The sequence below is a fragment of the Candidatus Nitrosacidococcus tergens genome (assembly GCF_902810445.1).
Lineage (GTDB): Bacteria > Pseudomonadota > Gammaproteobacteria > Nitrosococcales > Nitrosococcaceae > Nitrosacidococcus > Nitrosacidococcus tergens.
In genome coordinates this window covers 666,013-681,466 of the sequence record NZ_LR778175.1, presented here as the reverse complement: position 1 = coordinate 681,466, position 15,454 = coordinate 666,013, and the positions used below count along the sequence as shown (strand labels likewise).

Below are 15,454 nucleotides of genomic sequence, written 5' to 3'. Positions count from 1 at the left end.
CCTCTTTATATATTTACAAAAAATAATATATAGTTTGGCTTAGGTAGTTTATTAATGCAATTTAATAATTTTAAGATTAATATGAATCAAATTCATATTCATGAAGAGAGAGCTATTTTATAAAGAGTAATCATTTTAATCTTGCAAATAATCCATATTCTGCAATCCATGCAGCGTATGCACGATAGGTTGGATCCTCATTTAAATGCTGTTCTTCGGTAACTGCACGCATATAGTAAATAAAATTTACCATAGCTAATAATATGCAGCTTCGTACAGCCATCCAAGGGTTATTTACAGGGATAAAGGGAACCCATATAAGCCACCAAGAAATATTCTTACAAATATAATCTGGATGTTTACTATATTTGAAAAGCCCATCAGTAACGATTCCTCGATGGGTTAGATTAGAAAAACGCAATCCAAGGGTTAACATACTTAAAGCATGAATAGTAATCATACTAAGAATCATTAACCCCCAAATAATCTGTATGTATGGATGATTATGTAACCACGCTCCCCATCCCCAATGATCAATTTGATAATGTAAGAATTTATCATTAATAGCTAGGCTGAACGGGGCATAACATATTAGAGTAACTAACCACCCAAGCGTTGTTGGCTGGACTGTACGAGTGTGGGTATCTAAAATACGAAGAGACACAGTATAGCCAATAACGGCAACTATTATATCTGCAAGATACAGCCAATTATAAAAAAATGTATACACCGAAAGCCAATGCTTTACTTCCATACTTGTAAAACTATGAATTGCAGTTTCAAGATTGGCATTCACACCAACCAAATAGCAAAACATTGAAGGTAGGAAAAAGCCTTTTACTATCCATCCGCCCCAGTGATGAGCGATACGATTTCGATTTGGTTTTTCCAAGCAGCAGAATACTGCACCAAGGTGCCAATAATCGTCGTATGGGTCACGTTGTAATCCATCTATCCACCAAAAATAGATAGGGGATAAAATAAGCAGTGGAATCCCGATAATTTTTAATACTTCCCACCAAGGTTGATAGAATGTACCTTGATATTCTGGAAAAATGAGATAGGCTAGTGTAGGCACAGCAAGACTAAATGCAAGACCCACTAATTTAACGAGTACTCGTTGTAATGATGCTTTCCGAGGTTTTAATCCAACTAATCCTGCCGAATCTCGCTGCCAAACTTTAGCAACAAACAAATCATAAGTACAAATAATAGTAGTTATTACCGTACAAACAATTACTCCATTACGAAATGTAGAAAATGGCCACCACCACTGAAGAATAACTAATATAGCTAACCCTACCGTTAATGCTAAAAAATTAACAGTAAAATTACTTGCAGAAGGAGGCGGGATGTTTTTATTTGAGGGTATATTCTCTTTTTGATTTTTATATTGCGGCTTTTTAAAAAGTTTCATTTCTTATCTAACTTTGCTTTAACTTAGTTAAAATGTTAGAGATGTTTTTGCTATTTGTGCTAGATCGGAGTAACAATAAAGGGAATAAATTAGATTCTAATAAATGACAGAATCTAGCTCTGTGTTTACGTCTGATGCTATAGAGGATAGTAGTAAGTGTATTTTTAGAGTAGGCTACTTTATTTTTGAAAATGTTAAGAAATAGCTTTAACTATTTGTTGTGCATTTGCTTTTGCATAATTCAGTTTATTTTGACAAGATTGAATTGCCGATAAGATCCCTTTTGAGTCTAAATCACAACTAGCAAGAATTTCTTCTCTTGAACCATGCTCTTGGAAATAATCTGGTAATCCTTGGTGCAGTATTGGGATGAGTATTCCATGTTTTGCTAAACACTCACTTACTGCACTTCCAGCACCGCCTGCAATAACATTGTCTTCTATCGTGACCAACAATTCATGAGTTCTCGCCATTTCTATAATAGCTTTTTCATCGATAGGTTTTACAAATCTCATATTTAAGACTGTAGCATTTAATTTTTCCGCTACTTCTAAAGCAGGTGCGAGCATGGCACCGAAAGAAAGAATAGCAACTTTTGATCCGGATCGTTTAAGATCTGATTTACCTAAGGGAATTTGAGTCATTTCTGAATCAACATCTATGCCAATACCTTTTCCTCTGGGATAACGCACTGCAGCTGGTTGGTTGAGCATAAATCCAGTATATAGCATTTGCCGGCATTCATTTTCATCAGCAGGTGTCATGACAACCATATTAGGAATGCAGCGTAGAAAACTTAAATCAAAACTACCTGCATGGGTAGGACCATCAGGACCCACAATACCTGCACGATCAATAGCAAATAATACAGGTAGGTTTTGAATTGCTACATCATGAATAAGCTGATCATAAGCTCTTTGTAGGAAAGTAGAATAAATAGCTACCACAGGTTTTAAGCCATCACAAGCCATTCCTGCAGCTAAAGTAACGCTATGTTGCTCTGCGATACCTACATCAAAATAACGCTTTGGAAATTGTTCCGAAAATTTTACAAGTCCTGAACCCTCTCTCATAGCAGGGGTAATTCCTATCAAACGGCTATCTAAATAAGCCATGTCACAGAGCCATTGACCAAATACTTGAGTATAAGTAAGTGTTGGCTTTGTTTTTGCTACACTCTTTGGCTTTTCCATACCCACTTTAGGATCAAAAGGCACTACTGCATGGTAAGTAACGGGATTCTTTTCAGCTAATGAATACCCTTTCCCTTTTCTAGTTACAACATGCAACAATCGAGGTCCGCCAAGTTTATATAAATTGCGTAATGTACTAACTAATACAGGCAAATCATGTCCATCAATAGGACCAAAATAATTAAACCCCATTTCTTCAAATAGTGTCCCTGGAACAACCATACCTTTTACATGCTCTTCGGTACGTCGGACTAGCTCCCACATAGGTTGAGGCATCCGCTCTAGTACTTTTTTACTACCCTCTCTAACTGTGGCATAAAAACTACCAGTCATTAACCGAGTAAGGTAACTTGAAAGAGCTCCTACATTTGGAGAGATAGACATCTCATTATCATTTAGAATAACTAGCAGATCTGAACCACAAGCCCCTGCATGATCTAAGGCCTCATAGGCCATGCCTGCAGTCATACCCCCATCACCAATAATTGCTACTGCCTTACGGTTACTACTACTTTGCTCTGCAGCAATAGCCATACCTAGAGCTGCTCCAATTGAAGTACTAGAATGTCCTACCCCAAAAGTATCATAAGGACTTTCTGCTCTAGAAGGAAAAGGTGCTAGCCCATTAAGCTGCCGGATAGTTGTTAATAAATCCTTTCGCCCAGTTAAGATTTTATGAGGATAGGCTTGATGCCCTACATCCCAAACTAATCGATCTTCTGGTGTATTAAATACATAATGAAGTGCAATGGTAAGATCTATTACACCTAAACCTGCGGCGAAGTGACCACCACTTTGAGAAACTGAATGGAGTAAAAAAGATCGTAATTCTTCCGCAAGTATATTTAATTCTGCTTCTGATAAGAAGCGTATTTGTTCTGGTGTGTGAATGCGGTTTAATAAAGGATAATTTGCTATAGCAGTCATATTAAAATTGGTAATCAGGGAGTTTTCATTCTCTAATTTCAGAGCAATATTGAAGATATTAGACTAATTAATTATAGTAGTCTATGACCAGATTATTTTGTATATAATATACAAGTTTTTATTTTTATCTAAAGTTAATTATTAACTGTACACTACAAAGGCAATAAATATAGTTTATGGAAGTTACCCTTTCTCAGCCTCGGGGCTTTTGTGCTGGTGTAGTGCGTGCTATTGAAGTTGTTGAGCGTGCATTAGAAATTCATGGTGCGCCTATTTACGTGCTACATGAAATTGTCCATAACCAACATGTAATTCAAGATTTACAGCAGCGAGGAGTTATTTTTACTGAAAATTTAAACTCTATCCCTTCAGAATCAGTAGTTATTTTTAGTGCTCATGGAGTTGCTACTGCTGTAGTAGAAGCTGCAAAACTTCGTAACTTATACGCAATTAATGCAACTTGCCCGTTAGTTACTAAAGTTCACTTACAAGCTCAAAAATATCATCGTCAAGGAGATGAGCTTATTATTATTGGGCATGTAGGTCATCCAGAAGTAGAAGGTACTCGTGGACGAGTTAGCGGCACTGTTTATATTGTAGAGTCTGTTGAAGAAGTTGAAAAATTAGAAGTTAAGGATCCAAAGCAGATTGCTTATGTAACCCAAACTACTTTAAGTATTGATGATACTCGAGATGTGGTAGAAGCACTTAAAAAACGCTTTCCTGATATTCATGGTCCTGGTCTTGATGATATTTGTTATGCTACCCAGAATCGTCAAAATGCAGTTCGAGAAATAAGCAAAGAAATAGATGTTCTTTTAGTCGTGGGAGCACGAAATAGCTCAAATTCTAATCGTCTACGGGAAGTAGGTGAGCAAAGTGGGGTTGCTTCTTACCTTATCCAAGATAGCCAAGATATAGACTTCGGTTGGTTTACTCCGCAAGCTAGAGTAGGAATTACTGCCGGAGCTTCAACACCAGAAATCCTTGTACAGGAAGTTTTAGATAAACTACACAATTACGGTGTAAATGAAGTTAAGAATTGGGATGGAGTGCAAGAGTCCGTAAACTTCCGTCTCCCTTCATCACTACTCCGATCTGAAAAAGCCACGAATTTCACCTAAACTCTTTGTAGAGGAACAACACAATTATGGGTATACCTTTAATCCAACAATATCGAGTCGGCAAGTATATTTTAGAGCAAAAATTACGAGGCGTAAAACGTTATCCCTTAGTATTAATGCTTGAACCTCTTTTTCAATGTAACTTGGCTTGTGCTGGTTGCGGAAAAATAGACTATCCAGATGAAACTTTAGCCAAACGCTTAAGTGCTCAAGAATGTCTTAACGCAGTAGATGAATGTGGTGCTCCTGTTATATCAATCCCTGGAGGGGAACCTCTGCTACATAAAGAAATGCCTCAAATCGTTGAGGGTATTATTAAGCGGAAAAAATTTGTATATTTGTGTACCAACGCACTTCTTTTGTCTAAAAGATTAAAAGATTATACGCCATCACCTTATCTTACTTTTTCAGTTCATCTAGATGGTTTAAAAGAAGAACATGATGCCTCTGTATGCCAAGAGGGTGTATTTGATCGAGCAGTCACAGCGATTAAATTATGTCTTGATCGGGGATTTAGGGTCACTATAAATTGTACTCTATTTCAAAATGCAGATTCTAAAAAGGTGGCTGAATTTTTCGATTACTGTATGGGATTGGGTGTAGAAGGCGTCACTATTTCTCCAGGATATAGCTATGAGCATGCCCCTAGACAGGATATTTTTCTCCAACGAGCTGCAAGTAAACGCTTATTTAGAGATATTTTTCGTCTTGGTAAAGGGCACAAGTGGAGATTTAATCAATCTAGTCTTTTCTTAGATTTTTTAGCGGGAAATCAAAGCTATCAGTGTACTCCTTGGGGTAATCCTACCCGTAATATTTTTGGTTGGCAAAAACCTTGTTATCTGTTCTCAGAAGGGGGATATGCTCCTACATTTAAAGCATTAATGGAAGAGACAGAATGGGAGAGATATGGCACAGGAAATCATCCTAAATGTGCTAACTGTATGGCTCACTGTGGTTATGAACCTACTGCAGTGAATGACACGATGGCACATCCTATAAAAGCGTTTTCTGTATTTCTACGAGGCCCTAAATTAAAAGGTCCCTTGGTTCCAGAGCTTCCAATTAAATACTCACAAAAACAAACAACCTCTCCAACACCAATGGAAACACATTTATCTCAGAAGAGAGGAGATATTTCTTAAATCTCATTTAATTAAGAGATATCTAACTATTACAACAAGCAAAAGCTCTGTAGGTTTTAGCTATCATCATTAATAACTGTAATTATATTATACGGAATTAAAAACAGCACTATGAATCGAAAGTTAGCAGGAATGAGGGTTATATCACTATTTATAGGTATTGTATTTTTGTTAATAGCTCCCTCAACCTTTGCAGATACGCCTTCTTCAGTTATTGACAAATTACAAGTAGAGCTTTTATCTGTGATGAAAAATGCTAAGAAACTAGGTTTTGATGGTCGCTATAAACAACTCTTACCTGTAGTAACAGAAACTTTAGATATTCCATTTATTGCTCGCTACACCCTTGGATCCTCTTGGAAGTCTCTTACAGATGAGCAGAGCATCCAATTTGTTGATGCATTTCAAATTTTATCTGTTTCCGATTACGCACGTCACTTTGATGGTTATAGTAATGAAGAATTTAATATTGAAGGTGAGTATCCCCTTAAAAATGGAGGAATACGAGTTAGAAGTAAGCTAACTAACCATGATGATACCAATGTTACATTTGACTATCTTCTGAGAAATATAGATGGTAACTGGCGTATCGTCAATGTAATTGCCGATGGGGTAAGTGATTTAGCAGTTAGGAGAACTGAATATCGTCAAGTCATTAAAACACAAGGCTATGATGCGTTACTTGATCAGGTTAAAGAGAAAAGTAAACAGTATCGAGAAGCTGCAATTGCTAAGGAAGGTAAGTAGAGTTTTAATATAAAAGCTATCCTCTATTATGTCTGATCATTTGCTAAGAGAGAAGGAAAATTCTTTCGCTAAGGCTGCTAGCCATTTTGTTACTAATTTTATCACCCGGTGCATTAGTGTAGTTTATCGTTTTTCCCTTTGGATTATCATATCTACCCTCCTATTCACAGGGTGGGTGCTTTTTTATGTATCAGGGCATTTAGGTGTAGATATGGATACAGGAAATATCCTGGCTCCAGATCTCCCTTTTCGCATAGCAAGCAAAAATTACGATAAGTTATTTCCTCAATATCAAGATACTTTACTCATCCTTGTTGAAGGGGATATTCCAGAACATACTTGGGATGCGACTAAACAGCTTACTAATGCACTTGAGAAAAATTCTCTAGTTAAAAGTATTTATGCACCTGAATCAAATGATTTCTTCAAACGTAATGGATTAATTTATCTAGATCTCAAAGATCTAGATACCGTAGCAGATAATCTAGCAGAGGCACAACCGTTTCTAGGTAAACTGACTCAGGATCTCACATTAAATAATTTCTTTGGGATGCTTGATGATATTATTTCTGCTAAGCAGAAAAAAGAAACCACCCTTGATTTAGAATCGATTTTCTCCTCTATTAATGAAACTATAGAAAGCACCTTAAAAGGGCAGGATCATTTGCTTTCTTGGCAAGACCTTATGAATCGTGGATCTTCCTTATCAAAAAGCGGAGAACGCCAGTTTATTATTGTGCAGCCTCAGATGGATTATAATCAAATGCTGCCTGCAAAGGATGCCATTGATGTAATTCGAGACGTTGCTAAATCTCTTCATCTAGATCCTGAACACGGAGTGAGAATACGACTTACCGGTGATGTAGGCCTTGCCCATGAAGAATTAGAAAGTGCTCTGACAGGAAACACACTTGCTGGGATTTTAGCACTAATCATGACAGGGACCTTATTATATATAGGGCTTCGATCAGGTGCTTTTGCACTTACTATCTTATTAGGGTTAGTAGTTGGTCTCATCCTAACTGCAGGGTTTGCTGCATTTTATATCGGGCATCTCAATATTATTTCAACTGCGTTTGGTGTACTTTATATTGGATTAAGTACTGAATACGATATTCAATTTTGTATGCGCTATCAGCAGCTTGTAAATCAGGGGGCAAATAGGCTAAGGGCATTGAAAGTAACAGCATCTGAAACTGGAATTGCTCTTATATTATGCGCTATTACTACCATGATTGGTTTTTATTCATTTATCCCTACTAAATTCTCTGGTGTCTCTGAATTAGGCTTAATCGCAGGCACAGGAATGGTTATTAACTTAAGCCTTACTTTACTCCTTCTACCCGCCATACTACGTTATTTGCCTGTTAAAAATATCCCAAATATCTACGAATCAAAGACTCAAGGTAAATTTGATTTTATATATAGCTGGCCATTACAGTATAGGAAACAAATTCTCTTAGGAGGGTTAATATTAGGGTTAGCAACCCTACCCTTTCTACTTCAAGTAAGATTTGATTATGATCCGCTTAATTTGCGCAATCCTAATTCAGAATCAGTTTCTACTATAAGACAGCTGATGAAAACTGAAACTATTCCTATGTGGAGCGCAATTGTGCTTGCTTCTAATGCTGAAGAAGCCCAAAAAATTTCCCAGAGAGCTAAAAGAATAGATTCAGTAGACAAAGTAATCACTGCTGAAGATTTTGTACCTGATAATCAAGAAGAAAAGCTAGAGATTATTGATGATTTAAGTTTACTTGTAGGTCCACTTTTATTAGATGCATCAATAAAACCAAGTGCTGATCCAGATTCTAGGCAAGTTCTGTCTACTTTAGATATATTTCTTCATACTTTAGATTCTTATTTCAAAGATCCTTCCCCTAAGGATTTTTTGGCAATTCAACGTCTTGAAGAGGATATCCAATATCTGGTTTCTACTATTGAACAGGAAGATCAAGCTACTCAGAAACAAACATTACTCCGCCTAGAGCACAATTTACTAGGTACATTACCTGAGAACTTAAGCCAGCTACAAAACTCTCTAAAGGCCGAAGCAGTTACGATGGATACTTTACCCTCTGATCTCATAGATCGTTGGATCACAGCAGATGGTACTCATCGAGTAGAAATTTTTCCTACAAAAGATTTTAATGTTGATGATCTTCAGTCTTTACGTGGATTTGTAAATAAAATTCATGAAATATCTCCTAGTGCAACGGGCCCCTTAGTGCTTCAACTTAGATCTGGGGAAGCAATTGTTGATGCTTTACAACATGCTTTCTCTTATGCACTTTTTGCAATTATAGTTGTATTATTTCTTTTGCTACGTAGTATTAAAGATGTCTTATTAGTCTTAGTACCTCTTGCACTTGCGGGTTTATTATTAAGCACTGCTATGGCTACATTTCATATTTATTTTAATTTTGCTAATGTAGTTGCTTTGCCTTTGCTACTTGGCGTGGGTGTAGATAGCGGTATTTATATGGTAGAGAGAGTACGACAAGCCCCTGGTGATCGAAATGATCTACTTCGTACTAGTACAAGCCGTGCTTTAGTATTTACTACCCTAACTACTATGTTTAGCCTTGGTAATTTACTGCTAGTTTCTCATCCAGGAATGGCTAGTATGGGATTAATTCTTACTATTGGCATTGTATTTACTCTATTGTGTACATTGATTTTGCTTCCTGCATTACTTACTTCAAATTCAGAGAAATCTACTTCTTTACAATAAGGGGAATAGGGAAATATAGACGAATTTTTCATAGGCTCTCTTGAACAATTTTGATAGCTATATTAGTAACACACTATTATTTAATAATTCATAAAAAATCTTTTCTAAGATGTTTAAGTTTAAAGGAGAGTAAATCTTGAAATTGCCACGTAACCCTACTCGAGCTGTCGTTATTGGTAGTATCACCATTGGTGATGGAAATCCAATTGCGGTACAGAGCATGTGTGCTACTCATACACAAAATATAGAAGCAACTACTAAGCAAGTAAGTAATTTAGTTGCAGCAGGAGCAGATATCATTCGTATTGCCGCAGATACAAAAAAAGATGTAGAAGCACTTGCAGAAATTCGCTCTCAAACAGAAGCCAATTTATCCGTTGATTTGCAAGAAAATTACCGTCTTGCTAAAGATGTGGCACCTCATGTAGATAAAATCCGCTATAATCCTGGGCACTTATACCACCATGAAAAAAATAAACCTTGGCAGGATAAAGTAAAATTCCTTGTAGATGTGGCTGGAGAAAATAACTGTGCTATTCGAATTGGAGTGAATGGTGGATCGGTAGATCCAAATAAAGCTGCAGAATTTCCTGAAGGAGATTCAATCTCCCCTATGCTTGCCAGTGCTTTTGATCACTGTACGTTCCTCGATGGTCTAGGGTTTACTCGATATTGTGTTTCTTTGAAGGATTCTGATCCCAGTAAAGTTATTGAGCTAAATAAACGTTTTGCCGATGAACGTCCAGATATTCCTCTTCATTTAGGAGTAACAGAGGCGGGTATGCCACCGGATGGAATTATCAAAACTAGAATTGCTTTCGAACAGCTTATTAGTCGAGGTATTGGAGACACTGTACGAGTATCCCTTACCCTACCTTTCGATCGTAAAGGTGAAGAGATAGAAGCAGGGCGAAAAATTATTGCTGATATTGCTGCAGGTCGAGTGCGTAGTGTAGTGGACTATGGGCTTAAGAGCTTAAATATTATTAGCTGCCCAAGCTGTTCTCGAGTGGAAAATGAAGCGTTTATTGAGCTAGCTCAAGAAGTAAAAGCAATGACAGAATACGCTGCAGACTATGCAGTAACCATCGCTGTAATGGGGTGTCGAGTCAATGGTCCCGGAGAAACAGATGATGCAGATCTCGGACTTTGGTGTGGTCCTAAAGCAGTAAATCTTAAGAAAGGAACAGAAACTTTAGGAAGTTTTCGATACACTGAGATTCTTCCTCGGCTAAAACAAGAGCTTGATTTAATTATTGCTAAAAAAACTAAATCTCCAGTATAACTAAACTGCTTTAAGAGTAGCCCATGATTATTGAACAGATTTGGACAGGGAATGCTTATCGCAATTTTAATTATCTTATTGCCTGCCCAGAAACGGGTGAAGCTCTTGCAATTGACCCTCTTGACTACACTAAATGTTTAGCAATAGCTAAAAATCATGGATGGCAAATTACCCAAATATTAAATACCCATGAGCATGGAGATCATATAGGGGGTAATCAAAAACTGATCACTCAAACTAACGCTAAATTGCTTGCTCATAGTAATGCAAAAAATAAAATTCAAGGTATTAATTGGGGATTAAATGCTGGGGATATAGTTACTGTTGGTAAAACTGTTGAGTTAGAAGTATTAGATACACCTGGACATACTCTAAGTCATATTTGTTTATATGCTCATACTGATACCCCTGCTCTTTTTTGCGGTGATACATTGTTTAATGCAGGTGCAGGCAATTGTCACAATGGAGGAAATCCAAGCGTACTTTATCATACGTTTATTAATCAACTTACTAAACTTCCCGATAGTACTCTGATCTATCCAGGTCATGAATATATTGTGAATAATTTAAACTTTACTCTCCATTACGAAGCAGATAACCAAAAAGCGGAATCCTTATTGCGAAAAATACAGAATCAAGATCCTAATAATCCTTTTGTATCTACCCTAGGGCTAGAGAAAGAAATTAATACTTTTTTTCGTTTGCATAGTTTATCTATTGTTAATAATCTGCAAAAAATTTTTTCTGATTTAGCTGATGTTAACCCTGAAACAATTTTCTTAAAACTAAGAGAGCTAAGAAACGTTTGGTAGTGTAGTAATGTTTTACTTGTTTAAACATGCTACAAGCTAATTTCTCTACCATGAGTATTCACCCTACAGCAATCATTGATCCAAATGCTACATTAGGACAAAATGTTACAGTAGGTCCCTATACAGTTATCCATGCTCCAGTGACAATAGGAGATGGAACGAGTATCGGCTCTCATATAGTTATTCATCCCTATGTACAGTTAGGTGCTCAAAATAAAATTCATAGTTATGTCGTTATTGGCGATCTTCCTCAGGATCTTTCTTTTGATAAAAATATAGAAACATGGGTCTCTATTGGGGATCGTAATATTTTACGAGAAGGAGTGACGATTCATCGATCAACTCATCCAAATTGCCCTACCAAAATAGGAAACGATGGCTATTTCATGGCATATAGCCATATTGCCCATGATTGCTCTATTGGTAATCATGTTATTCTGACTAATAATGCTTTACTAGGTGGTCATGTAGAAATAGGTGATCGGGCAGTATTAGGGGGATCTTCAGTCATACACCAACATGCAAGGATAGGTGCTTATGTGATGGTACAGGGAAACGGCTCTGTAGGTCAAGATGTTTTTCCTTATACTATTGTAGGTGGTCATCCAGTGTCTCATTACCGATTAAATGTAGTAGGGCTGCGTCGTGGCGGTATTCAGGGTCACCGCTATCAAATACTAGAGCAAGCTTTTTGGCAGCTACGAAATGGTAATAGAGATTTAAGCAATTTAGAGAATACACCAGAAATTACTTATCTTAGAGATTGGCTTTTAGTGAAATCAAAACGAGGGTTTCATCGCTTTGCTATAGAAAAGGAGGATCAAAAATAATTAAATCTAAACGGTATTTAGCATCTCTAAAGCAAGATTACTTATATTTATCTGTGATGGTATCTCTAATCTAGCTTTAACAAATTCAAATTTTTCTTTCATAGCTTTGACCTTATTTTCATTCTGTAGTAAGTTTAGAGTTTCTTCAGCTATATGTTCTGGTGAGGCCTCTGCTTGAATAAGCTCAGGAACTACCAGTTCCTCTGCAATAATATTACAAAGAGCAATATACTTTACTTTAATTAGTAAACGCCCTATCCAATAGGTAAAAGCTTTTACTTTATAAACTACAATCATAGGAGCACCAATTAAAGCAATTTCCAAAGTAACTGTTCCCGAAGCTGCAATAATACTATCGCAAGCTACCATTACATCATAAGGACAATGAGAAATTACTTTAATAGGCACTGTACTTTTTGCTAAATAAGGAGCTAATTCAGTTTCAGTTAGTGTTGATGCCAAGGGCAACAAGTATTGAGTATTAGGTATTTTTAAAGAAATTTTCTCTGCGGCTTGAATTAATATAGGTAAGATTCGCTTTATTTCACTTTTTCTGCTCCCAGGAAATAACCCTAAGGTTAGATGGTGAGACTCCAATCCAAATTTAGTGAGTGCTTTATTGCGAGTTAAATTACTCTTTACCTTGTTTTTTAAAGGGTGCCCCACAAAACATACTGGTACTCCTGCTCGATCATAAAATGGTACCTCAAAAGGGAAAATAACTGCCATCATATCCACCAATTTTTTAATTTGATGAACTCGGTACTCTCGCCATGCCCATATCTGAGGGCTGATATAATACAGAACTTTTATTCCGAGCTGTTTTGCAGTTTTAGCAAGCCGTAAGTTAAACTCTGGATAATCTATTAGAATTAACAAATCAGGGCGACTTTCTTTAAGAAATTGCCGCATCTTTCGTAATACTTTATAAACTTTTCTAAAGTGAGAAAGAATCTCTACTAGCCCTATCACTGCTAGATGAGCTGAGTTATGTAATATTTCTACCCCAGCGGCTTTCATATGAGATCCGCCAATACCACAAAAACGAATCGACTTAGATGAAGTTGCTAGTATTTTAGAAACTAAATCAGCACCGTGATGATCTCCAGAAGCCTCTCCCGCAACAATAGCGACTAGCTGTGGGTGCTGATCATTTTCCAAATAGCACACCTTGAACAACGTTAAGTACTTGCTCTATCTGAGACTCACTCATTTCTGGGAAAATAGGTAAAGATAAGCATTGTTTTGCAACTTTCTCGCTGACTGGGAAGTGTACATCTTGATATATTTGTTGAAAAACAACTTGTTGGTGTAATGGAATAGGATAGTAAATAGCAGAGGTAATATGCTGCACCGTTAGTGCTTTCATTATTTCATCTCGATAGGGAGAGAGTAAGGTATATTGGTGATAGACATGAGTATTTCCTGTTTCCTTATAAGGAGGGATACAATAGGGTAGATTAGTAAGTGTTTCAGTATATTGTTGCGCGATTTGATTTCTTGCTTTATTAAATTGATCAATGTACTTTAGTTTGACTCGTAGAATCACTGCTTGTAATTCATCTAAACGACTATTAAATCCTAATTTTATATGATGGTAGCGCTTTGAGCTTCCATGATTTCTAAGGACTTTAAGGTGATCAGAAACCTCTTTTGAAGAGGTAGTAATAAGTCCACCATCTCCGTAACAGCCTAAATTTTTACTTGGAAAAAAACTAAAACATCCAGCAAATCCTAGCGTACCTGTTTTTTTTCCATTAATCTCTGCACCAAAAGATTGGGCACAATCCTCTATAATAGATAATCCATATTGAGCAGAAATTGTTTCCAAATGAACCATATTTGCCCCCTGTCCAAATAAATGTACGGGTAAAATAGCTCGAGTAACAGGAGTAATCGCTGCTTCTACTTGATTAGTATCTAGATTAAACGTTTTTTCATCAATATCTACAAATACTGGATGAGCTCCCACATAGCAAATGGCCTCCGCCGTAGCAATAAAAGTAAATGGAGAGGTAATCACTTCATCTCCAGCTTTAACTCCTGCAGCAATGAGTGCTAAATGAAGTGCATCCGTACCAGAGGCAACACTGATAGCATATTGTGCACCTAAATAGGCTGCTGCTTCCTTTTCAAAATCTTCTACATTAGGACCAAGGATAAATTGACCATTAGCTAAAGTGTGTAATACTGCTTCATTAAGTTCTTCCTTAAGCACCTGATACTGTGCCTTTAAATCTACCATGGGTAGCATAGAATATTTTTCTAAATTAATTTTATTTTTAATTTTTAAGTAGATGGCTAATTTGAAGTGCTACTGCAAGTGCTTCCCTACCTTCTTGTCCACCTACTACTGGGTTACTATGTGTGATGATGGTCTGTAAAAAAGAATCAATTTCAGACATAATTGCATCACTACGATCAAAATAATGTACCTTACTTGTAATTTCTGGTATTCCTGGAAAAGATTCTCTTGTACCTTTACGGAAAATACTTAACTTCTTTTTAAGAAAGTCTACGGAAATATAAGCATTTTTTTGAAAGATTCTCATTTTACGTTGTATTTTCATACTGATTCGACTAGCGGTTACATTAGCAACACAGTTATTTTTAAACAAAATCCGAGCGTTAGCAATATCTGTATCTCGAGTAAGTACCGATTCTCCATTAGCACGAATTTCTTTAACAGGTGCGTTGACGATGCTTAAAATAATATCAATATCATGAATCATTAAATCCAATATGACGCTAACGTCTGTTCCTCTAGGATTAAAAAGGGCAAGTCTATGAGATTCAATAAACCTCGGATTGTCAATAAATTCCTTAAGGGCAAGGGTGGTTGCATTAAATCGTTCTAAGTGCCCTATTTGAAAAATCAATTTATTTTCTTTTGCTATCTGAATGAGAGCATCGGCTTGTTCAAGGGTAGGAGTAATAGGTTTTTCTAATAGGATATGGATACCTGCTTCTAAACAGTCCTTAGTCACTTGATAGTGATACTCGGTAGGAACTACGATACTAACTGCATCTACTTTTCCAAATAAATCACGATAATCAGTAAAAGCGAGCACACCATACTCTTGGGCAGTGCGGTGGGCTGAATCATCGTCAATATCTACAACAGCGATAAAATCTGAATGAGGTAAGTGAGCATATTTTTGGGCGTGAAATTTCCCTAAATAGCCTACTCCAATTACTGCTGTTCTTATTTTTTCCTGCTTAAAAGCCATTTTGATA

General features: G+C 36.7%; 12 protein-coding genes. 7 read left to right on the top strand and 5 right to left on the bottom strand.

Annotated elements, in window-relative coordinates:
• Positions 1 to 130: 130 nt before the first annotated feature.
• Together NSCAC_RS03310 and dxs are read right to left on the bottom strand one after the other, a co-directional pair.
• Positions 131 to 1,417, bottom strand: coding sequence for a DUF1295 domain-containing protein (locus tag NSCAC_RS03310; RefSeq protein WP_197745003.1), 1,287 nt, complete (start codon positions 1,415 to 1,417; stop codon positions 131 to 133).
• Positions 1,418 to 1,611: 194 nt separating this feature from the next.
• The gene (gene dxs / locus NSCAC_RS03305) at positions 1,612 to 3,537 is read right to left on the bottom strand and encodes a 1-deoxy-D-xylulose-5-phosphate synthase (RefSeq protein WP_197745002.1); all 1,926 of its coding nucleotides are present in this window, start codon (positions 3,535 to 3,537) and stop codon (positions 1,612 to 1,614) included.
• Between the two features lie 176 nt (positions 3,538 to 3,713).
• Between dxs and ispH the strand changes: the two genes are divergently transcribed.
• From ispH to lpxA, 7 genes are all read left to right on the top strand, one after another.
• Positions 3,714 to 4,661: a 4-hydroxy-3-methylbut-2-enyl diphosphate reductase gene (ispH, locus tag NSCAC_RS03300; protein ID WP_197745001.1), complete on the top strand. Its 948-nt coding sequence runs from the start codon at positions 3,714 to 3,716 to the stop codon at positions 4,659 to 4,661.
• A gap of 26 nt (positions 4,662 to 4,687) precedes the next feature.
• A complete protein-coding gene (gene hpnH, locus NSCAC_RS03295; protein WP_197745000.1) occupies positions 4,688 to 5,806 on the top strand; it encodes an adenosyl-hopene transferase HpnH in 1,119 nt (372 codons plus the stop codon).
• A gap of 111 nt (positions 5,807 to 5,917) precedes the next feature.
• A complete protein-coding gene (locus NSCAC_RS03290; RefSeq protein WP_197744999.1) occupies positions 5,918 to 6,553 on the top strand; it encodes an ABC transporter substrate-binding protein in 636 nt (211 codons plus the stop codon).
• Positions 6,554 to 6,581: 28 nt separating this feature from the next.
• Complete coding sequence (locus NSCAC_RS03285) at positions 6,582 to 9,290, top strand: MMPL family transporter (RefSeq protein ID WP_197744998.1); 2,709 nt, start codon at positions 6,582 to 6,584, stop codon at positions 9,288 to 9,290.
• 136 nt (positions 9,291 to 9,426) lie between these two features.
• A complete protein-coding gene (locus NSCAC_RS03280; RefSeq protein ID WP_197744997.1) occupies positions 9,427 to 10,575 on the top strand; it encodes a flavodoxin/ferredoxin-dependent (E)-4-hydroxy-3-methylbut-2-enyl-diphosphate synthase in 1,149 nt (382 codons plus the stop codon).
• A gap of 23 nt (positions 10,576 to 10,598) precedes the next feature.
• Positions 10,599 to 11,387, top strand: coding sequence for a hydroxyacylglutathione hydrolase (locus tag NSCAC_RS03275; protein ID WP_197744996.1), 789 nt, complete (start codon positions 10,599 to 10,601; stop codon positions 11,385 to 11,387).
• A gap of 26 nt (positions 11,388 to 11,413) precedes the next feature.
• Entirely contained in the window at positions 11,414 to 12,217 is an 804-nt protein-coding gene (lpxA, locus tag NSCAC_RS03270) for an acyl-ACP--UDP-N-acetylglucosamine O-acyltransferase (RefSeq protein ID WP_232085981.1), read from the top strand.
• Between the two features lie 6 nt (positions 12,218 to 12,223).
• Here the strand turns inward: lpxA and lpxB are convergent, their stop codons facing one another.
• Genes lpxB through NSCAC_RS03255 form a run of 3 tightly spaced genes read right to left on the bottom strand, consistent with a single transcriptional unit; the run spans position 12,224 to position 15,447 of the window.
• Positions 12,224 to 13,378, bottom strand: a complete 1,155-nt coding sequence (lpxB, locus tag NSCAC_RS03265) for a lipid-A-disaccharide synthase (RefSeq protein ID WP_197744995.1) — start codon at positions 13,376 to 13,378, stop codon at positions 12,224 to 12,226.
• A complete protein-coding gene (locus NSCAC_RS03260; RefSeq protein WP_197744994.1) occupies positions 13,368 to 14,471 on the bottom strand; it encodes a DegT/DnrJ/EryC1/StrS family aminotransferase in 1,104 nt (367 codons plus the stop codon). The genes lpxB and NSCAC_RS03260 overlap by 11 nt, the downstream gene beginning before the upstream one ends.
• 28 nt (positions 14,472 to 14,499) lie before the next feature.
• On the bottom strand, positions 14,500 to 15,447 hold the full coding sequence (locus tag NSCAC_RS03255; RefSeq protein ID WP_197744993.1) for a Gfo/Idh/MocA family protein: 948 nt from the start codon (positions 15,445 to 15,447) through the stop codon (positions 14,500 to 14,502).
• Positions 15,448 to 15,454: the final 7 nt, after the last annotated feature.